This window comes from Blastococcus carthaginiensis, from assembly GCF_030731085.1.
Lineage (GTDB): Bacteria > Actinomycetota > Actinomycetes > Mycobacteriales > Geodermatophilaceae > Blastococcus > Blastococcus carthaginiensis.
The window spans coordinates 23,225-42,373 of the sequence record NZ_JASNFN010000030.1; the positions used below are offsets into that span (position 1 = coordinate 23,225).

19 protein-coding genes are annotated in these 19,149 nt (G+C 74.3%); 13 read left to right on the forward strand and 6 right to left on the reverse strand.

Annotated features, from left to right (window positions below; all coding sequences use genetic code 11):
• The first annotated feature begins 45 nt into the window (after positions 1-45).
• From QOZ88_RS19005 to QOZ88_RS19020, 4 genes are all read left to right on the forward strand, one after another.
• Positions 46-816: a PilZ domain-containing protein gene (locus tag QOZ88_RS19005; RefSeq protein WP_306001277.1), complete on the forward strand. Its 771-nt coding sequence runs from the start codon at positions 46-48 to the stop codon at positions 814-816.
• Positions 817-1,026: 210 nt separating this feature from the next.
• On the forward strand, positions 1,027-1,584 hold the full coding sequence (locus QOZ88_RS19010) for an RNA polymerase sigma factor (RefSeq protein ID WP_306001278.1): 558 nt from the start codon (positions 1,027-1,029) through the stop codon (positions 1,582-1,584).
• 26 nt (positions 1,585-1,610) lie between these two features.
• Positions 1,611-2,096: a hypothetical protein gene (locus tag QOZ88_RS19015; protein WP_306001279.1), complete on the forward strand. Its 486-nt coding sequence runs from the start codon at positions 1,611-1,613 to the stop codon at positions 2,094-2,096.
• 102 nt (positions 2,097-2,198) lie between these two features.
• The gene (locus QOZ88_RS19020; RefSeq protein WP_306001280.1) at positions 2,199-2,444 is read left to right on the forward strand and encodes a hypothetical protein; all 246 of its coding nucleotides are present in this window, start codon (positions 2,199-2,201) and stop codon (positions 2,442-2,444) included.
• Between the two features lie 78 nt (positions 2,445-2,522).
• On the opposite strand, the gene QOZ88_RS19025 is transcribed toward QOZ88_RS19020, so the two are convergent.
• Together QOZ88_RS19025 and QOZ88_RS19030 are read right to left on the reverse strand one after the other, a co-directional pair.
• Positions 2,523-3,941, reverse strand: a complete 1,419-nt coding sequence (locus QOZ88_RS19025) for a YlbE family protein (RefSeq protein ID WP_306001281.1) — start codon at positions 3,939-3,941, stop codon at positions 2,523-2,525.
• The gene (locus QOZ88_RS19030; protein WP_306001282.1) at positions 3,938-5,443 is read right to left on the reverse strand and encodes an FdrA family protein; all 1,506 of its coding nucleotides are present in this window, start codon (positions 5,441-5,443) and stop codon (positions 3,938-3,940) included. Before QOZ88_RS19030 ends, QOZ88_RS19025 begins: the two co-directional genes overlap by 4 nt.
• 183 nt (positions 5,444-5,626) lie before the next feature.
• Between QOZ88_RS19030 and QOZ88_RS19035 the strand changes: the two genes are divergently transcribed.
• From QOZ88_RS19035 to QOZ88_RS19060, 6 genes are all read left to right on the forward strand, one after another.
• The gene (locus QOZ88_RS19035) at positions 5,627-7,105 is read left to right on the forward strand and encodes a uracil-xanthine permease family protein (protein ID WP_091934496.1); all 1,479 of its coding nucleotides are present in this window, start codon (positions 5,627-5,629) and stop codon (positions 7,103-7,105) included.
• A gap of 206 nt (positions 7,106-7,311) precedes the next feature.
• On the forward strand, positions 7,312-8,181 hold the full coding sequence (locus QOZ88_RS19040) for an FAD binding domain-containing protein (protein ID WP_306001283.1): 870 nt from the start codon (positions 7,312-7,314) through the stop codon (positions 8,179-8,181).
• Positions 8,178-8,696 carry a (2Fe-2S)-binding protein gene (locus QOZ88_RS19045; protein WP_306001284.1) on the forward strand — a complete coding sequence of 173 codons (519 nt, stop codon included), beginning with the start codon at positions 8,178-8,180 and terminating at the stop codon, positions 8,694-8,696. The genes QOZ88_RS19040 and QOZ88_RS19045 overlap by 4 nt, the downstream gene beginning before the upstream one ends.
• Positions 8,693-11,116 (forward strand): aerobic carbon-monoxide dehydrogenase large subunit, encoded by a 2,424-nt coding sequence (gene cutA / locus QOZ88_RS19050; RefSeq protein ID WP_306001285.1) that lies wholly within the window; start codon positions 8,693-8,695, stop codon positions 11,114-11,116. The genes QOZ88_RS19045 and cutA overlap by 4 nt, the downstream gene beginning before the upstream one ends.
• On the forward strand, positions 11,113-11,793 hold the full coding sequence (locus tag QOZ88_RS19055) for an SRPBCC family protein (protein WP_306001286.1): 681 nt from the start codon (positions 11,113-11,115) through the stop codon (positions 11,791-11,793). The genes cutA and QOZ88_RS19055 overlap by 4 nt, the downstream gene beginning before the upstream one ends.
• 193 nt (positions 11,794-11,986) lie before the next feature.
• Positions 11,987-12,817, forward strand: coding sequence for an SDR family oxidoreductase (locus QOZ88_RS19060; RefSeq protein WP_306001287.1), 831 nt, complete (start codon positions 11,987-11,989; stop codon positions 12,815-12,817).
• Between the two features lie 47 nt (positions 12,818-12,864).
• Here QOZ88_RS19060 and QOZ88_RS19065 read toward each other — a convergent pair whose 3' ends face one another.
• Positions 12,865-13,662 carry a hypothetical protein gene (locus QOZ88_RS19065; RefSeq protein ID WP_306001288.1) on the reverse strand — a complete coding sequence of 266 codons (798 nt, stop codon included), beginning with the start codon at positions 13,660-13,662 and terminating at the stop codon, positions 12,865-12,867.
• Positions 13,659-14,534, reverse strand: a complete 876-nt coding sequence (locus QOZ88_RS19070; RefSeq protein WP_306001289.1) for an ABC transporter ATP-binding protein — start codon at positions 14,532-14,534, stop codon at positions 13,659-13,661. The genes QOZ88_RS19065 and QOZ88_RS19070 overlap by 4 nt, the downstream gene beginning before the upstream one ends.
• Positions 14,535-14,718: 184 nt before the next feature.
• Between QOZ88_RS19070 and QOZ88_RS19075 the strand changes: the two genes are divergently transcribed.
• The 3 genes from QOZ88_RS19075 to QOZ88_RS19085 are packed head-to-tail and all read left to right on the forward strand — an operon-like array spanning position 14,719 to position 16,851.
• Positions 14,719-15,855 carry a sensor histidine kinase gene (locus tag QOZ88_RS19075; RefSeq protein ID WP_306001290.1) on the forward strand — a complete coding sequence of 379 codons (1,137 nt, stop codon included), beginning with the start codon at positions 14,719-14,721 and terminating at the stop codon, positions 15,853-15,855.
• The gene (locus tag QOZ88_RS19080; RefSeq protein ID WP_306001291.1) at positions 15,852-16,511 is read left to right on the forward strand and encodes a response regulator transcription factor; all 660 of its coding nucleotides are present in this window, start codon (positions 15,852-15,854) and stop codon (positions 16,509-16,511) included. The genes QOZ88_RS19075 and QOZ88_RS19080 overlap by 4 nt, the downstream gene beginning before the upstream one ends.
• A gap of 22 nt (positions 16,512-16,533) precedes the next feature.
• Positions 16,534-16,851 (forward strand): hypothetical protein, encoded by a 318-nt coding sequence (locus QOZ88_RS19085; protein ID WP_306001292.1) that lies wholly within the window; start codon positions 16,534-16,536, stop codon positions 16,849-16,851.
• 68 nt (positions 16,852-16,919) lie between these two features.
• Here the strand turns inward: QOZ88_RS19085 and QOZ88_RS19090 are convergent, their stop codons facing one another.
• Together QOZ88_RS19090 and QOZ88_RS19095 are read right to left on the reverse strand one after the other, a co-directional pair.
• Complete coding sequence (locus QOZ88_RS19090) at positions 16,920-17,672, reverse strand: thioesterase family protein (protein ID WP_306001293.1); 753 nt, start codon at positions 17,670-17,672, stop codon at positions 16,920-16,922.
• Complete coding sequence (locus tag QOZ88_RS19095) at positions 17,669-19,093, reverse strand: MFS transporter (protein WP_306001294.1); 1,425 nt, start codon at positions 19,091-19,093, stop codon at positions 17,669-17,671. The genes QOZ88_RS19090 and QOZ88_RS19095 overlap by 4 nt, the downstream gene beginning before the upstream one ends.
• Between the last annotated feature and the right edge of the window lie 56 nt (positions 19,094-19,149).

The following is a 19,149-nucleotide window of genomic DNA, read 5'->3' on the forward strand; positions in this document are numbered from 1 at the left end:
CGCGCGATCCAGGACGCACCCGTTCTGGATGGAGGAGGGGTCGGAATGCCGGAGAACGCGGGGGTCGACTACCCGGAAGCCCGCACCGTGGTGGACCTGCTCGCCACGAGCCGGGGTGACGTGCTGATCAGCCTGGTCGAGTCGGCGGACCCCACCGAGATCGTGGTGTCGATCGGCGAGGACCGCTCGAGGCGGCGGGTCCGGCTCGACGTCGGCGAGCACGTCGAGGTCATCTGGCGCGGACCCGAGGAGCTCCGCTCCCTCCCGACCGAGCTGATCGCCGCGGAGCTCCACCCGCCGCAGTGGCGGCTGCGCCCCGTCGGCCCGTCGACCCGGGGGCAGCGCCGGTCCGCGGTGCGCGCGCCGCTGAGCCTGCAGGTGCGGATGACCGTCGGGCCGGACGTGCTGCACGGCCTGACGGTCGACATCAGCGAGGGCGGGATCCGGGCCCTGTTCGCGCCGCGCGACCGTGCCGGCGCCACCATGCCGGAGACGGCGGCCGCGCAGCCCGCGGAGGACCTCCCTGCGGAGCAGCCGGTGGCGGACCTCACTGCCGAGCAGCCGGTGGCGGACCACCTCTCCCACGGGGAAGCCGAGAACCCGCTGCGCGTGGGCGCCCACCTCCCGCTGGCCGTCTGCCTGGAGGAGGGGCAGGAGCTGACCTGCCAGGGCGAGGTGATGCGGCGGATCCCGCGCAAGGACGGCGGCATCGAGCTGAGCCTGCGCTTCGTCGGCATGCCGGAGAAGACGCAGGACCTGCTCCGCCGGCACGTCTTCGCCGGGCTGCGGTCGCTGCGCTCCCGCGGCCTGCTCTGATCCGGTCCCGGTGCGGCGGCACCGGTTGCCCTGAGCCGACGCCCACCGAGTGCGACGAACTCGTGGTCATCAGCCGCTGATGGCCCCGAGTTCGTCGCACTCGCGCAGGCTTCAGGGGCTCCCGGTGCGGCAACCCGCCCACCCGGGCTCACGTTCCCGGCCGCTCCTGCCGATGACAGGGCTGACGCCCATGCCGGTCGGAGGTGAGCCGTGGCGATCGGAACCCCTTTCCCGGAGGTCCTCTCCGCGGCGCAGGCCGGCGCGCCCTGGGCCTTCGAGGCGCTGTATCGCGACCTCGCACCGTCCGTGACGGGGTACCTGCGGCTGCACGGCGCGCTCGAACCCGACGACCTCGCGAGCGAGACCTTCATCGGCCTGTTCACCGGGTTGTCCTCGTTCGAGGGCGACGAGGGGGCCCTGCGGGCCTGGGTGTTCACCATCGCGCACCGCCGGCTCGTCGACGACTGGCGACGCCGCAGCCGCCGTCCGCAGACCTCCGGCTCCGACGAGGACCTGCTCGGCGGCACCGTGGGCGGGAACGTCGAGGAGGACGCCCTCGTGCTCCTGGGCTCGAGCGCCGTCGAGCAGTTGTGCGCCTCCCTGCCGGACGATCAGCGCTCGGTCCTCCTCATGCGCATCGTCGCCGACCTCAGCCTGGAGCAGGTCGCTGCGGCCATGGGCCGGTCGGTGGCGGCGGTCAAGGCACTCCAGCGCCGCGGGCTGCTCACCCTCCGGAGTGAGCTCGAACGCACCGGCGCGCCCCTGTGAAGCGCGTCGGCGATGACGGGGACGAGATGACCACCAGCCAGCTCGACGAGGCCTTCGAGGCCTACCTCGCGGGACGCCCCGTCCCGGCCGAGGAAGCCTCGCTCATGGCGTTCGCCGACTCGGTCCGCGAGATGTCCTCCCGGCCCGCGCGGCCGAACGCGGCCCTCGCGGAGCTGCTGACCACCGGTCTCCTCACCGTCCCCGCCCTGGCGGAGACGGTCCCCACTGCCCGGGGAGCGGCGTCCACCGCGCTCCCGGGGCGACCGAGAAGGAGAAACCGCATGTTCACCGTCCTCGCCGCCGCCGTCGCCAAGTTCGCCTCCGCCGGGGCCGTGGCCCAGGCCTCCGCCGGCCTGGGTGCCGCCCTGGTCGGTGTCAGCACCGCCGGCGTCGCCGGCGTCCTGCCCGCCCCGGTCCAGGACGGCGTGGCCACCACCATCGAAGCCGTGACGCCGTTCGACCTGCCCGACTCGACCGACGCCGAGGAGACCACCGAACCGACCTCCGAGTAGACCACCACGGAGGAGGCGCCCGCGGCCGGCACCGGCCCGGCCGACATCCCCGCCATCCCCGACTTCGGCACCTCGGTCAGCGAGGACGCCCGGGACGGCGGGGTGGACGGCGGCCAGATCAGCCAGGACGCCCGCAGCCCCCACCAGCCCGAGCAGGCCGGGGAGCAGGCCGACCGGGCGACCACGGAACGCCCGGCCACCTCGTCGGCGCCCGCGGCGCGGCCGACGCAGGCCCCCGCCCCCGCCCCGGTCCCGGCCCCGGCTCCGGTCGAGCGCCCCGCTGCGGGCGGCGACGCCGCTCCGGCGGCCCCGGGTGGCCCGGCGCAGGCGGGCACCGGTCGCCCCTGACCCGAGGCTCCCCGAGTGCGACGAACGCGTGGCCATCAGCTGCTGATGGCCACGCGTTCGTCGCATTCGCGGCGGGGCTCAGGCGGAGCGCGCCTCCTCGGCCAGCGCGGCCAGGGCCTGCTCGAAGCACTGCTGCGGCGGCTGCACCAGCCCGGCGCCGACCTGCCCGGTGCCGGCCACCCGCCCGGCCATGCCGGTGTTGATCTGCGGCAGCCAGCCGGTGCGGGCGACCTTGAGCACGTCGATCCCGGTGGGCGACCCGCGGAAGCCCATGACCGGGATCGCCATCGCCGGGTTCTCGGCCAGGGTCAGCTGGTACATGCGTTCCGTCGTCGCCAGGGCGTCGGGCACGGTGCCTCCGACGAAGCGCACGATCGCCGGGGCCGCGGCCATGGCGAACCCGCCGATGCCGTAGGTCTCCATGATCGCGGAGTCGCCGATGTCGGGGTTGGCGTCGTCCGGGCCGTAGTCGCCGAGGAACAGGCCGACCGGGGTGTTGGCCGGGCCGGTGAACCAACGGTCGCCGGTGCCGGCGGTCTGGATGCCGAACTCGGTGCCGTTGCGCGACATCACGGTGAGCATCGTCGAGCCCGGGATGCCCCGGGCGGCGTCGAGCGCGAGCTTCGCCGTCGGCATGCCGAGGTTGAGGAAGAAGTGCTCGTTGCCGCCGATGAAGCGCAGCACGTCGGCGATGTCGGTCGACGGCGCACCGCTGGCGACGATGGACGGCGAGAGCTCGCGCAGCGCCATGAGCGAGCCGGCGCGGTTGCGGTTGTGCCCCTCGTCGCCCATCTGCAGCATCTGGGCCAGCACGGCCTTGACGTCGAGCGGGTCGTTGCCGGCGTCGATCGAGCCGCGCACCGCCTGCGACAGCACCGGGCCGAGGACGTCGCGCATCCACCGCAGCCGGGTCTGCACCTCCTCGTTGAAGGCGCCCATGCGCAGCACCTTGCCCAGGCCCTCGTTGAGGTTGCAGAACGCCCGCCCGCCGGTGACCGGGTCCTCCAGGCACCACATCCACATCGACGGGCTGGTCACGCCTGCCATCGGTCCCACGGTGCGGTGGTGGTGGCAGGGCTCGAGGGTGACCGCTCCGGTGGAGAGGAGGATCTCGGCCTCCTCGACGTCGGCCGCCCAGCCCTCGAACAGGCAGGCGCCCACCAGGGCACCGCGCATCGGCCCGGAGGCGTTCTCCCACTCCAGCGGCGGGCCGGAGTGCAGGAGGGTGCGGTCGGTGAGTCCTATGACCTCGCGGGCGGGCCGGACGTCGACGAGCAAGGAACCGGCCGCCATGAGCCGCTCGACGGCGGTGCGGTTGGCCGAGGCACGGCGGGCGTCGAGCGCGAGCGCGGCGAGGTCGGCCGGGTCGCCGAAGCCCGGCGGGCGCCAGTCGACGTCGTGCACGTCGGCGCCCTGGGCGCGCAGCGCCTCGGAGAAGACGTCGACGCCGGCGGCGACGATCGCCGGCGGGCCGGAGAGCAGGTTCCCGAGCGTCATGCCGAAGCTCCCAGCAGGTCGAGGGCGTACCGCGTGGCCGCGGCGTTGGAGGAGAAGACGGCGCAGCCGGCGGCGGCGAGCGCATCGGCCTGCCCGGACCAGCCCTGCGGATCGCCCTCGGTGCCGATCAGCGCGACGACGACCGGCAGCGATCGGCGCGCGCGGGCGGCGGTCAGCGCCGGCACCAGCGCGGCGGCGGGATCGGGGTCCGCGCCGTACCCCAGGACGACGTCGAGCAGCAGGACCGCGGGCTCGTCGGAGGTGGCCAGCGCCTCGATCGCCTCCAGCCGCAGCGTCGGGTCGATCATCGGGTGCGCGCGGCCCACGGTCAGGGCGTCGTCGCCGAAGTCGATGACGAGGTGGCCCGGGGCGGACAGGTCCGTACCGAGATCGAGCTCCGGCCGCAACGGGATGTTGGAGCGGATGCCGCCGAGCGCCGGGCCGGCGACCAGCATCGCCTCGTCGGCCAGCGTGCCGCCGGAGTAGAGGCCCTTGAGCGCCGCACCGGGGACGGCGGCCTCGGCGGGCCCGGGGCGGGACGGCCACACCGGCACGTCGAGCCCCATGTCGGCGAGCAGCGCCTCGACGGCGGCGGTCAGGTCGGGGCTCTCGGGCGAGAGGACGGCGGAGCGCACCGGCACCGAGAGCTGCGCCGCGGCGTCGGTGACCGCGGCGGCCACCGAGGGCGCGGGCGGCTTGGACACCAGCAGCACCCGCTCGGTGGCGGGGTCGGCGTCCAGGGCGGCCAGCGCGTCGAGGGTGGCGAGCCCGCCGACCTCCTCCTTGAGGTCCCGCCCGCCCACGCCCAGCACGTGCGAGACGCCGACGCCGGCCATGTCGAGCAGGCAGGAGACCTGCTGCGCGCCGGTGCCGCTGGCGGCGACCAGGCCCACCGGCCCGGGGCGGACGACGTTGGCGAAGCCCAGGGCGACACCCGAGACGATCGCCGTCCCGCAGTCGGGGCCCATGACGAGCACGCCGGCGTTCCGGGCGGCGCGCTTGAGCGCGACCTCGTGCTCGACCGGGACGCCGTCGGAGAACACCAGCACGCTGCGCCCGGCGGCGATCGCGTCGGCGGCCTCGGCGACGGCGTGCCGGCCGGGCACGCTCACGATCGCCAGCGCCGGCGCCTCCGGGGAGAGCTCGTCGAGCCCCGCGCCGATGGTGCGGTGCGGGATCGCGGCGGCGGTGCCCGTCGAGCGCTCGCGCTCGGCCAGGGCGGCGTCGACGTCGGCGAGCGCGTCGGCGAGCGTCTCGTCGTCGACCGCGCGGACGGCGATGAGGAGCTGCTCGGGGCTCGGCTGCTCGTCGGGTGCCAGCCCCATGCCGGCCGCGAGCTCGAGGTTCAGCGGCGTGGCCATGGCGACGAGGACTGCGGAGACGCCCTCGCGGGCGCCGATCCGGCGGCTCACCTGCATCAGCTTCACCGAGTCGGCGTAGACGCCGGATCGCAGCTGCACCGAGACCGCGGCGTCTCCACCGGAGGGGGCTGAGGGGCTCATCCTCGGCACCGTACCGACAGATCTCTCAGCGGTGAAGTATCGGCATCTGCCCGCAATAACGATTTAGCACTGAGGTACTTCCGTCGGACGTGTGTGCGGTGACACAGTGACGCCTTCTGGTGCGCCGACACCCCCGTCGACCAGCACCGCATCGAGTTCGAAGTGCACGTCGAGGAGGCACTCATGGCGTTCGGGTGGAAGCTCTACGGGGACGGCAAGACGCCCCCACTCGGGGAGGCCGTCGCCCCCGACGAACGCCTCTCCTGGCCGCGCACGGTCGGGATCGGGGCGCAGCACGTCGTCGCCATGTTCGGGGCGACCTTCGTCTTCCCGCTCATCATGGGCCTGGACGCCAACCTGGCGATCATGATGAGCGGCATCGCGACGATCATCTTCCTGCTGATCGTCAAGGGGCAGGTCCCCAGCTACCTGGGCACCAGCGCCGCCTTCGTCGGCGGCGTGCTGGCGGTACGGGCGCAGACCGACAGCGACGCCGCCGTCCTGGGCGCGATCCTGGTGTCCGGCGTCGTGCTGGCCCTGGCCGGCCTCGCGATCCATTTCATGGGCGCCCGGGCGATCAACGCGGCGCTCCCGCCGGCGGTCACCGGCGCGGTCGTCCTGCTGATCGGCTTCAACCTCGCGCCGGTGGTGGCCAACGTGTACTGGCCGCAGGACCAGTGGGTCGGCCTGGCGACCATGACCTTCGTCATCGTCGCCTCGCTGCTGCTGCGCGGGTTCTGGTCGCGGATCTCGATCCTGCTCGGCCTGATCTTCGGCTACCTGCTTTCGGTCCTGCTCGACGCGGCCGCCGGTCCGATCACCTCGCCGGACGGCACGGGAGCGGTCGTCACCCGTGACCGGATCAACTTCGACGCGGTCGCCCAGGCCGACTGGATCGGGCTGCCGGAGTTCACCGCCCCGAGCTTCTCGGTGAACTTCACGCTGCTGGTGCTGCCCGCGGTGATCGCGCTGATCGCCGAGAACGCCGGGCACGTCAAGGCGGTCGCGGCGATGACCAAGCGCGACCTGGACCCGGTCATGGGCCGGGCGGTCTTCGCCGACGGCGTCGCCACCGTCGTCGCCACCTCGGTCGGCGGCTCCCCGACGACGACGTACGCGGAGAACATCGGGGTCATGGCCGCCACTCGCGTGTACTCGACGGCGGCCTACTACGTGGCCGCGATCGTCGCGATCCTGCTGGGCCTGGTGCCGAAGTTCGGCGCGCTGATCAACATCATCCCGGGCGGGGTGCTCGGCGGGATCACCGTCGTCCTCTACGGGATGATCGGCCTCCTCGGCGCCAAGATCTGGAAGGAGAACCGGGTCGACTTCGCCAACCCGATCAACCTGGTGCCGCTGGCGGCCGGGATCATCATCGCCATCGGCAACGTGACCCTGAACGTCACGGACACGTTCCCGCTCAGCGGCATCGCCCTGGGCACGATCGTCGTCGTCGTCGGCTGGCACCTGGCCCGGGCCGTTGCGCCCCCGGAGATGAAGGCCGCACTCCTCGAGGAGGACGGGTTCGTGCAGGGCACCGGGCCGGCCCTGGGGCACGCCGGTAGGCACGAGGTCCGGCCGGATCCGTCGTCGGTCGACCAGCTGGGCCGCCCCGGCGTGCTGGGTGGCAACACCCCCGGGACGGACACGCGCAAGCGCTGACCCGCTCTCCCCGTCGCCCCCGGCACCCGGACCTCACCGTCCCGGTGCCGGGGGCGGCGTGCGTCCGCGGGACGGTGGGCTCGGCGCCGTCATCCCCGTCCGCTGACGGAACTCGCAACGAAGTTTTAGCGCTGAGGTACTTTCGCCCACCCTCCCGCCGGTGACAGAGTGACGTCTCGCAGCGAGCACGGAGGTGAACGGAGCCGGTGAAGCCCGCCCCCTTCCGCTACGCCGATCCCAGCAGCCTGGGAGAGGCCCTGGCGGTCCTGTCCGACGAGGGCGCCAAGGTGCTCGCGGGTGGCCAGTCGCTGCTGCCCCTGCTGTCCATGCGCCTGGCGGCGCCGGCCACGCTGGTCGACATCAACCGGATCCCCGGCCTGGACGCCGTCGAGGTGACCGCCGACGGCGTGACGGTCGGGGCGCTGGTGCGGCACGACGCGCTGCTCCGCCACGAGGGAGCCTCCGCGGTGCAGCCGCTGCTGGCCCGGGCGACCGCGAACGTGGCCCACCCGGCGATCCGCAACCGCGGCACCACCGTGGGCTCGATCGCGCACGCCGACCCCTCGGGCGAGATGACCTCGGTGCTCGCGCTCACCGACGGCTCGGTCACCGTGGCGACGACGGCCGGCAGCGAGGTCGTCGGCTGGCGCGACTTCTTCGTCGGGCCGCTGGAGACCTCGATCCCCGCCGGCGCCGTCGTCACCGCCGCCACCTTCCCGGCCCTGCCCCCGCGCTCGGGCACCGCGTTCGCCGAGGTCGCCCGCCGCAAGGGCGACTACGCGGTCTGCGGCGCCGGCGTCGTCGTCACCCTGTCCGAGGACCGGCGGGTCGAGCGGGTGCTGGCCTCCTACGTCTCGGTGGGGCTGACCCCCGAGGTGCACGACCTGACCGAGGCCGTCGCCGGCTCGCCGGTGGAGAAGGCCGACTGGGCCGCCGCCGGGGCGCTCGCGCGCACGCTGGTCGACCCGGACACCGACATCCACGCCAGCGCCGACTACCGGCGCCTGCTGGTGGGGGTGCTGACCGAGCGGACGCTGGCGGACGCCGCCGCAGAGGCCACTGGAAGGGCCGCATGACCAGCATCGACACCGAACGGACCATCACCGTCACCGTGAACGGTGTTCCACGTGAAGCCACGGTGCCCGTGCGCCGGCTGCTCTCCGACGCGCTGCGCCACGACCTGGGGCTGACCGGCACGCACGTCGGATGCGAGCACGGCGTCTGCGGCGCCTGCACGGTGGTCGTGGACGGCGCCCCGGTGCGCTCGTGCCTGATGCTCGCCGTGCAGGTGGACGGCGCGGAGGTGCGCACCGTCGAGGGGCTGGCGCGCGAGGACCACCAGGGCGGGCAGGTGCTGCACCCGGTGCAGGAGGCCTTCCGCGAGTGCCACGCGCTGCAGTGCGGGTTCTGCACGCCGGGCTTCCTCATGACGATCGCGGCCGGGCTCGAGACGCGGGACAACGCCGAGGAGCTCACCGAGGACGAGGTCGACGACATGGTCGGCGGCAACCTCTGCCGGTGCACCGGCTACGCCAACATCAAGAAGGCCGTGCACCACGCGGCCGCCGCGATGAAGGACGCCGACGCGTGACGACCAAGCTCTTCGGCGAACCGGTCCGCCGGCGCGAGGACCAGCGGCTGATCACCGGCAAGGGCCGCTACCTCGACGACATCGGGCACACCGCCCTGGCCGCCGCCTTCGTGCGCTCCCCGCACGCGCACGCCCGGATCGTCTCGATCGACGTGGACGAGGCGCTGGACGTCGAGGGCCTCGTCGCGATCTACACCTACGAGGACCTCACCGGCCCGATGGCGGAGCCGCTGCCGGTGCTCATCCCGCACCCGCAGCTGCACGCGCCGCGCACCGGGTTCCCGCTGGCCAACGGCGAGGTCAACCACGTCGGGGAGCCGGTGGTCATGGTGGTCGCCACCGACCGGTACGTCGCCGAGGACGTCTGCGACCGCATCGTCGTCACCTACGAGGAGCTGCCGGTCGTCGTCGGGGTGGACGCCGCACGCGCGGCGCAGCACGCGGTGCACGAGGAGATCCCGGACAACATCGCGGCCCGGCACCACCAGGAGACCGGCGACGTCGAGCCCGTGCTGGCCGCCTCCCCGCGGACCCTGAGCTTCACCCAGTACATCGAGCGCAGCGCCTGCATGCCGATGGAGGGCAAGGGCGTGCACGCGAAGTGGGACGCCGACGACTCGTCGCTGCGGGTGTACACGAGCACCCAGGCGTCGACGTCGGTGCGCGCGGCGATCGCGGCGAAGCTGGACCTGAGCCTGGACAAGGTCGAAGTGATCGCGCCGGACGTCGGCGGCGGCTTCGGCGTGAAGATCATGCACCCGTGGCCCGAGGAGCTGCTGGTGCCGATGGCCGCGATCGCGCTGGGCCGGGAGGTCAAGTGGGCCGAGGACCGGCGCGAGCACTTCATCGGCTCCGCGCACGAGCGCCAGCAGCGGCAGGAGATCACCGTCGGGTATGACGACGACGGCCGGATCACCGCCCTCGACGTGCACATCTGGCACGACAACGGCGCCTACACGCCCTACGGGATCATCGTCCCGATCGTGACGGCGACCCAGCTGGTCGGGCCCTACGCGCTGCCGGTGTACCGGGTGATCGTCGAGAGCGTCTACACCAACACCGTGATCGTGACGCCGTACCGCGGCGCCGGGCGGCCGCAGGGCTGCTACGCGATGGAGCGGACGATGGACCGCATCGCCGACGAGCTGGGCCTGGACCGGGCGCTGGTGCGCGAGCGGAACCTCATCCAGCCCGACCAGTTCCCCTACGACCACCACCTGACGTTCCAGGACGGCCGGCCGGTCATCTACGACTCGGGCGACTACCCGGGGCTGCTGGTCAAGCTCAAGGACCTCGTGGGCTGGGACGAGGCCTCGCGGCTGCGGTCCGACGCCGAGGCGCGCGGCAAGCTGCTCGGCGTCGGGATGGCGCTGTACGTGGAGGGCACCGGGCCCGGGCCGTACGAGGGCGGGCACGTGCAGGTGCTCGGCAGCGGCAAGGTGCTGGTCTCGACCGGGCTGACGTCGCAGGGCCAGGGTCACGAGACGGCGTTCGCGCAGATCGTCGCCAGCGAGCTCGGGGTGCCGATCGAGGACGTCGAGGTGACCACCGGCGACACCCGCCGCTTCGGGTACGCCGTCGGCACGTTCGCCTCGCGGGCCGCGGTGATGAGCGGCAACGCGATCGCGCTGGCCGCCCGTGGTGTGCGCGAGAAGGCCCTGCGGATCGCCGCCGACGTGCTGGAGGCCTCGCCGGAGGACCTCGAGATCGACGAGGGCCTGGTGCAGGTGAAGGGCGTACCGGGGACGTCGATCCCGCTGCGCACCGTGGCGGTGCTTTCGAACCCGCTGCGGTACGCCTTCGACGAGGCGGCGCGGCAGGCCACGCAGTTCGCCAAGCCCGGCGACGACGACAAGCCGCCGATCGCCGAGGGCGACGCGCCCGGGCTCGAGCACCGCGACTACTACTCGCCGATCCGGTCGACGTTCGCCTCGGGTGCGCACGCGGCGATCGTGGAGATCGACCCGGCGACGTGGGAGATCGACGTCGTGAAGTACGCGGTGGTGCACGACTGCGGCAACGTGGTGAACCCGATGATCGTCGAGGGCCAGGTGCACGGCGGCGTCGCACAGGGCGTGGGCGGGGCGCTGTACGAGCGGATGGCCTACGACGCCGACGGGCAGCTGCAGAACGCCTCGTTCATGGACTTCCTGATGCCGTACGCCTCCGAGGTGCCCGACATCGACATCGACCACCAGCAGACCCCCTCGCCGCTGAACCCGCTGGGCATCAAGGGCGCCGGCGAGGCCGGCGTGATCCCGGGGACGGCGGCGCTGGCCTCGGCGATCGAGGACGCGGTGGGGCGGCGGATCGCGTCGATGCCGATCTCGCCGACCGAGTTGTACGACCTGGTGCGTTCCCCTGATTCGGAGATGACCGCGACGGCCGGGCGCCGGGCGGGGACTGGAGTGATGGCGTGAAGCTCGACGGCTCTGCGGTGCTGCACGGCGACCCCGAGAAGGTGTGGGCCGTGATCACCGACCCGGCCGTGCTGGCGCGGACGATCCCCGGCTGCGAGTCGCTGGAACAGGTCGGCGACGACGAGTACAAGATGAACGTCTCGGTCGGCGTCGGCGCGATCAAGGGCACCTACGCCGGCGAGGTGCGGCTGTCGGACCAGCAGCGGCCCTCGTCCTTCGTGATGCACGCGTCGGGCGCCGGTGCGCCGGGCAATGCGCGGGCGACGGTGACGATCACCCTGTCCCCGTCCGAGGACGGGGCCACGAACCTCACCTACTCGGCGGACGCCGTCATCGGCGGGCCGGTCGCGGGTGTGGGCCAGCGGATGATCACCGGCGTGGCCAAGCGGATGGCCGGCCAGTTCTTCAAGGCGATCGACGCCGAGCTGACCGGTGCCGCGGTGCCGGCGGCCGTCGCGCCGTCCGCGGCCGCGGTGAGCTCGACGGCGGAGGCGGAGGCGGCCGGTAAGCACGCCGCCCCCGCTCCCGAGGGCGCGCCGCAGGTGTTCACCGGCCGCGCGGGCGTCTCTGCGGGGACGCCCGGCGATGCGCAGACCCTGGCGTTCGGCGCTCTGGGTGGTGCCGTGCTGACCTTGATCGGCATCCTGGTCGGCTACCGCCTCGGGCGCCGCGGCTGACCCCAGGCCGCAGTTCGGGACAGTCGCTCTCTGCCCCGCGGATGTGGGCAGAGAGCGACTCCCCCGGGCCCCGTAGGACCGGGCGGCGAAGCGACGGGTCGGGCGCGGGGCGCGGGATCACGAGGTCTGCGGCGGAACAGGACGGGGAACGCATGCGCTGACGACGGCGGACGCCCGACGAAGGAGACCCCGCATGGCCAAGACCTGGTTCATCACCGGCGCATCCCGCGGCTTCGGCCGCGAGTGGTCGATCGCCGCCCTCGAGCGCGGTGACAGCGTCGCCGCCACCGCCCGGGACACCGCGAGTCTCGACGACCTGGTGCAGCGGTTCGGCGACAAGGTGCTGCCGATCCAGCTGGACGTCGACGACCGCGCCGCCGTGTTCGCCGCGGTCGCGCAGGCCCACGACCGGTTCGGCGGCCTCGACGTCGTCGTCAACAACGCCGGCTACGGCCAGTTCGGCATGGTCGAGGAGATCAGCGAGGCCGAGGCCCGCGCCCAGTTCGACACCAACGTCCTCGGCGCCCTGTTCGTCACCCAGGCCGCGCTGCCCTACCTGCGCGCCCAGGGTTCGGGCCACATCCTGCAGGTGAGCAGCATCGGCGGGATCAGCGCCTTCCCGAACATCGGCATCTACAACGCCTCGAAGTGGGCCCTGGAGGGGTTCAGCCAGTCGCTGGCCGCGGAGGTCGCCGACTTCGGCATCAAGGTGACGGTCATCGAGCCCGGCGCCTACTCCACCGACTGGGGCGGCGCCTCGGCGAAGCACGCCACCCCGGACCCGGCCTACGACGCCTTCCGCGAGAAGGCCGCCGAGCAGCGCAGGGCCCGCGCCGGCAACCCCGGCGACCCGCTGGCCACCCGCGAGGCGGTGCTTCAGCTGGTCGACGCGGAGAACCCGCCGCTGCGGGTCTTCTTCGGTGACGGCCCGCTGGCGATCGCGACCCGCGACTACGAGTCCCGGCTGGCCGAGTGGCGCGCGTGGGAGCCGCTCTCCGTCGCCGCCCACGGCACGAAGCGCTGAGCAGCAGGGCCCCTCCCGCACCCGGGAGGGGCCCTGCCCGGTCGGCGTCAGCCCACCTGGCGGCGCCGGGTCACCAGCCAGCCGGCCACCGCGGAGACGACCATCCAGCCGGCGAGCACCACCGCTGCCTGCGTCCGCTGCATCCCCTGCACCAGCATGAGCGTGGCGTCCACCGGGTCGATCCACCCGACCAGCTCTGCGTTCCACACCCGCAGGATCTGCATCGCGCCGAGGATCAGCAGGTAGAGGCCGGTCAGCGCCGCGGCCGTGTTGCCCGTGGCCGCGCCCACCCCGGCGCCGGCCATCGCGAACGCCGCCCCGGCGCCCAGCACGGCGGGCACCGCCGCACCCAGACCGTCCCACGACGCCTCCGCCGGGGCGACCCCGGAGAGCACCAGCAGCGAGAGGCCCGCCGAGACCGCCGCCAGGACGACGCCGAGCAGCGCCACCGCGATCTCCTTGGCCGCCAGCACCCGTCCGCGCCGCGGCACCAGCAGGAATGTCGTCTGCACCGTCCGGTGCGTCCACTCCCCGCCGGTGGAGAGCACGCCCAGGGCGAGCAGCAGCAGCCCGGTCATCACGCCCACCACGGCCAGCGGTCCGAGCACGTCCGGGAACTGGTCCCCGGTGAGGCCCAGGAGCGCCATGCCGGCCGGGCCGATCAGCACGGCGACCGCGGCGAGCGACTTCCCCGACCGGGTGGAGAGCGACTTGCGGACCTCCAGGCCGATCAGCGATGTCAGTGACGGAGCGGTCCGGCGCACCCGGACGTCGGTGCGCGGAGCGGGGAGGGTCAGGACGTCGGTCATGGCGGTGCCCTTTCCGGTGATGTGGGTGGTGGTCACGCCGCGGCCGTGAGCTGGAAGAAGAGGTCCTCGAGGCCGCGCTGCACCGGGCGCAGGTCGGTCAGGACGTGACCGCCCGCGGCGGCCACGGCGCCGACGTCGGCGGGCTGGGCCCCGGCCACGACCAGCGCGCCGTCGTCCCCGTGCTGCAGGTGGAACCCCGCGGCCTCCAGGGCTGCCGCCAGGGCTCGCGGGTCGACGGCGCGGACCGCGACACCGTCGCCGCCCAGCAGCGTGCTCACCGGCCCGTCGGCGACGATCCGCCCCTGGCCGATGACCAGCAGCCGGTGCACCGTGTGCTCGACCTCGCCTAGCAGGTGGGAGGAGAGCAGCACCGTGCCGCCGCGCGCCGCGTGCCCGCGCAGCAGGTCGCGCATCCAGCGGATGCCCTCGGGGTCCAGGCCGTTGGCGGGCTCGTCGAACACCAGCACCGGCGGGTCGGCCAGCAGCGCCCCGGCGATGCCCAGCCGCTGCCGCATGCCCAGCGAGTAGCCGCCGATCCGCCGTCCCCCGGCGTCGGCGAGGCCGACCAGCGCCAGCACCTCCTCCACCCGCGACGCCGGCACCCCGATCCCTGCGGCGAGCAGCCGCAGGTGCACGTGCCCGGTGCGGCCGGGGTGGACGGCGGAGGCGTCGAGCAGCGTGCCCATGACGGCGCCCGGGTTGGGCAGGTCGGTGTAGCGCCGGCCGTCGACGGTCGCCGAGCCGGAGGTCGCCGGCACCAGGCCGGTCATCATCCGCATCGTCGTCGTCTTGCCCGCGCCGTTGGGCCCCAGGAAGCCGGTGACGGTGCCGGGTTCGAGGGTGAACGAGACGTCGTCGACGACCGTCCGCTCGCCGTACTTCTTGGTCAGTCCGCTGACCGTGATCATCGGGTCCTCCGCAGTGGTCGTCCGTTGTCGAGGACGAATCTGCCGGGAACACCCAGCTCAGCGCGTCGGCCGCAGGCATCGACCCGGGACGACGGAGGGCTCGACCTCGTCATCCGATAGTTGACCCCGGTGATCCACCCCAGGGCGACCCGCCGGCCGGCCGCACCCACCTACGCTCCGGCGCATGAGGCTGCGGGAACGACTGTGGCCGGGGCTGCGCAGACGCGGCATCGTCCTCGAGGTCGTCCTCGCGCTGCTGTCCTGGGTCTCGATCGCCCTCGCGGTCGAGGACGCCGGACCGCTCCCGCCGGACGCCGTCGTGTTGTCGGCCGTGCTGCTGGCCGTCCTGCTGCTCCTGCGGCGCCGCCGGTCGCCGCTGGCCGTCTTCCTCGCCAGCGCGCTCGTGACGGCGCTCTCCCCCGCCGTGACCGGCGCCCTGGCCATCTCGGCCTACGCCGTCGGCCGCTACGAGGGCCGCATGAACCGTCGGCTCGCAGCCGCCGTCGTCGGGACGATCGCCGTGGTCCGGCCCTGGATGGTGGCGCAGGCTGCCCTGGAGTTCGTCGTCCTGGCGACCGCCGCCGCCCTCGTCATCGTGCTCCCGGGCGTGATCGGCGCCTGGGTCCGCGCCCGCGAGGAGCTGCTCGTCGCCCTCCGCGACCGCGCCGAGAAGGCCGAGGCCGAGCGGGAGCTCCTGGCCCGGGAGGCGGTCCTCGGCGAGCGCACCCGCATCGCCCGCGAGATGCACGACGCCGTCGGCCACCGGGTGAGCCTCATGGTGCTGCAGGCCGGCGCCATCGAGATGGCGGCGCGGGACGCCGAGCGCGTCGAGCAGCTGGCCGGGCAGGTGCAGACCGCCGGGCGGCGGGCGCTGGAGGAGCTGCGCCAGATGGTGGGCGTGCTGCGCGCCGGGGACGTCGACGAGGACGCACCGCTCGGCCCGCAGCCCGGGCTGGAGGACCTGCCGCGGCTGGTCGACTCCGCCCGCGAGGCCGGGATGCGGGTGGAGCTCGCGCTGGGCGAGCACGCCGCCGTGGAGCCGGCTGTCGGCCGCGCGGCGTACCGGATCGCACAGGAGGCGCTCACCAACGCCGGCAAGCACGCGCCCGGCGCGCGGGTCTCGGTCGAGATCGTGCGGACGGCGGACGCGCTGGCCGTCCGGGTGGTCAACGGACCGGCCGACCGCGTTCCCGCGGGAACGTCCGGCGAGGGCTACGGGCTCGTGGGGTTGGGTGAGCGGGTGCGCACCCTCGGCGGCCGGCTCACGGCCGAACCCCGGCTGGACGGCGGCTTCTGCGTCGAGGCGGTGCTGCCGGCGTGATCCGCGTGCTGCTGGTCGACGACGAGGAGCTCGTGCGGTTCGGGATGCGCACGGTTCTCGAGTCGGTCGGAGGCTTCGAGGTCGTCGGCGAGGCGGGCGACGGCGCAGCCGGCGTGCGCGCGGCCCGCGAGCTGCGACCGGACGTCGTCCTCATCGACATCCGGATGCCGGAGATGGACGGGCTGACCGCGACCCGGCAGATCCTCGCGCTGCCCGAGCCGCCGAGGGTCGCCGTCCTCACCACCTTCCACGTCGACGAGTACGTGCACGCGGCGCTGGCCGCCGGCGCCGGCGGTTTCCTGCTCAAGGACACCCCGCCACGCGAGATCGCGGCCGCGGTGCGGGCGGTGGCCGACGGGACGGCGACCCTCTCGCCCGCCGTCACCGCCGCGATCATCGAGTCCTACGTGGACAAGCGGGCCGCCCCCCGCAAGGCGCAGGCGTTGCAGCGGATCGCCGGGCTCTCCGACCGCGAGCGCGAGGTGCTCGCCCTGCTGGGCACCGGCGAGCCGAACGCGGAACTGGCCCGGCGCCTGTTCGTGAGCGAGGCGACGGTGAAGACCTACGTCTCCCGGCTGCTCACCAAGCTCGACCTGAGCAACCGCACGCAGGCCGCGATCCTCGCCCACGAGGCCGGCCTGCTGGACGGCGGCTGACCCGGCGCACCATGCTGGCCGGGTGCCGGACGACGAGCTGGACCGCCTGCGGGACGACGTCGTCGAGCCGGTGGCCCGCAGCATCCTGCGCGACGACGAGTTCGAGTCCGCCGAGCTGTGGCGAGAGGACGGCGTGGCCCCGGACGAGATCTGGGTGCGCGTCGTCGCCCGCGGCGAGGTGTTCTGCGACCTGCTGAGCAGCCCGTCGTGGGAGGAGTTCGGACGAGCCGGGCCGGGGGCCCTCGCCGAGCGCCTCGCCGACCACCTGGAGGACTGGGTCTGCGAGACCCGCTTCGCCTGGGGGCAGCGCCGCACGGCCGATCCGGCCGCCCGCCGCTGACCCCGGCGGCTGTGCGGAAACCGGGGTCATCGGCCGGCGGATGACCCCGACGAGCGCACACCCGTGGCTCAGCCGGCCGGGAGCCGCCGGGTCTGCCGGCCGCGGGCGACCAGCGAGCCGTCCTCCGCCCGCAGCTCCACGTCGTCGATCGCGACGTCGTCGTCGCACCAGACGGTCCGCTGGTCCACCCGCACCCACGCCCCGGTCGCCGGCACCGGCCCGGTCAAGTGGGCGGTCAGCTCCACCGTCGGCATCGCCGCCGGGGCGGTGCGGACGGCGAACAGCGACGGCGGCAGCGCATCCAGCAGCACACCGAGCTGCACGAGCGGCGCCAGCTCCCCGCCGCGGATGCGCACCCAGGCGTGCAGCCGCGGCTCGCTGCCCCCGGCCAGCGGGCGCGACGCGCCCAGCGCGCGGATCTCGGTGTGCTCGGCCACCGGCACGTACTCGCGCGGCAGCTCGAAGGGGACACCGTCGGTCACCCGCGGCTGCTCCGCCGGCGCCCCGTGCTCGATCCCCGCGGACGCCGGACGGGCGAGCGTGAGCACCTGGGCGACCGCGCGCAGCTCGCCGCCCTGCCGCAGCTCGCTGCGCACGCTGCCGGTGCGGCCGGTCCGGTCGGCCGCGGCCGTCACCTCCGCCTCGACGCCGGCGGCCACCCCGCCGAGCAGGTGCGCGGTCACGGCGCGCGGCCGCGCCCCGGCCAGCGCGGCGGCGGCGTCGAGCAGGTGGCCGACGACCAGCCCGCCCTGCGTCGCGGTGAACGAGCGCCAGGTCGGGTCGAACGAGAGCCGGCGTCCGGCGGTGGTCGTGGCGGTCACGGGGCTTCCTCTCGGGGAGCGGGGCCGAGATCGGGGTGCTGGGCGCGGCCGATGGCCAGCGCGAGCGCACTGGCCCCGGCGGCGAGGACGACGACGAGCAGCCAGCCCCGGTCGGCCCCGGGCAGCTCCCCGCTGCTGCGGGCGACGGCGGCCAGCAGCAGCGCCACGCCGAGGGTCGCGCCGAGCTGCCGGGACGCCCCGAACGTGGCGGTCCCGGTGGCCAGCGCACCCGGGGGCAGCGCGGAGGACGCCGCCGCCGACAGGTTGGTGAGCGTGAGCCCCACGCCGAGACCGGTGAGCAGCTGGCCGGGCAGGAACGCGGTCAAGTAGTCGGCGTCCGCGCCGACCTGGGTGAGCCACCACAGCCCGCCCAGCGCGAACAGCGCCGTCCCGGCCCCGGCCACCACCCCGCAGCCCACCCGCGCGCCGAGCCGGCCGGCCGGCACGGCGGCGAGCGCGGCCAGCAGCGGCCCGGGCACCAGCGCGAAGCCGGCCTCGACCGCCGTGTAGCCCCAGCCGCCGGTCAGCCAGAGCACGTTGCCCAGCAGCATCGCGGCGAACGCGGCCATGAACGCGGCGATCGACAGGCAGGCCAGCGCGAAGGCCCGGGCGCGGAACAGCGGCAGGGGCAGCACCGGCACGAGCTCGGCCGGCGCCCGCGCCGCCCGGACGGCGACCAGCACGCCCGCGACCACGGCCGCGGCGAAGGAGGCGACGACGACCGCGTCGCCCCAGCCCCGCTCGGGGGCGTCGACCAGCGCGTAGGCCAGCGCGCCGACGGCCAGCACGAGGAGGGCGGTGCCGACGACGTCGGGGCGGCGGGTCTCGTGCTCGTCCCACGACTCGGGGAGCACCCGCAGGCCCACCACCAGCGCCGCGACGACGACCGGCAGGTTGACCAGGAACACCCACCGCCACGACGCCTCGACCAGCAGCCCGCCGATCGGCGGCCCCAGCGCGGCGGCGACCCCGCCCACCGCCGACCAGACCGCGATCGCCTGCGCCCGCCGGGCCGGCGGGAAGGTGTGCAGCAGCAGCGCCAGCGACGTCGCCGTCACCAGGGCGGCACCGACGGACTGCACGACTCGGAAGGCGACCAGGCTGCCGACGTCCCAGGCCAGGGCGCAGCCCAGCGAGCCGGCGCCGAAGGTCGCGAGCCCGGTGAGGAAGACCCGCCGCCGGCCGATGCGGTCGGCGACCCGGCCCGCCGGGGCGAGCAGCGCGGCGAAGCCGATCGTGTAGCCGTTCAGCACCCAGGACAGCGCCGTCGTCGAGGCGTCGAGCGACCGGCTCAGCGCCGGGAACGCCACGTTGACGATGAACAGGTCGAGGCTGGCCAGGAACACCGCCGCCGACACCACGAGGAGCACCAGCCCCGGCCGGGTCGCCCTCGCCGCCTGCGGTTCCGCCGTCGTGCTCATGGGCACCCCTGCACCGTCGATGGTTCGGTTTCCGAACCGGATGCGCCGGGACGTTA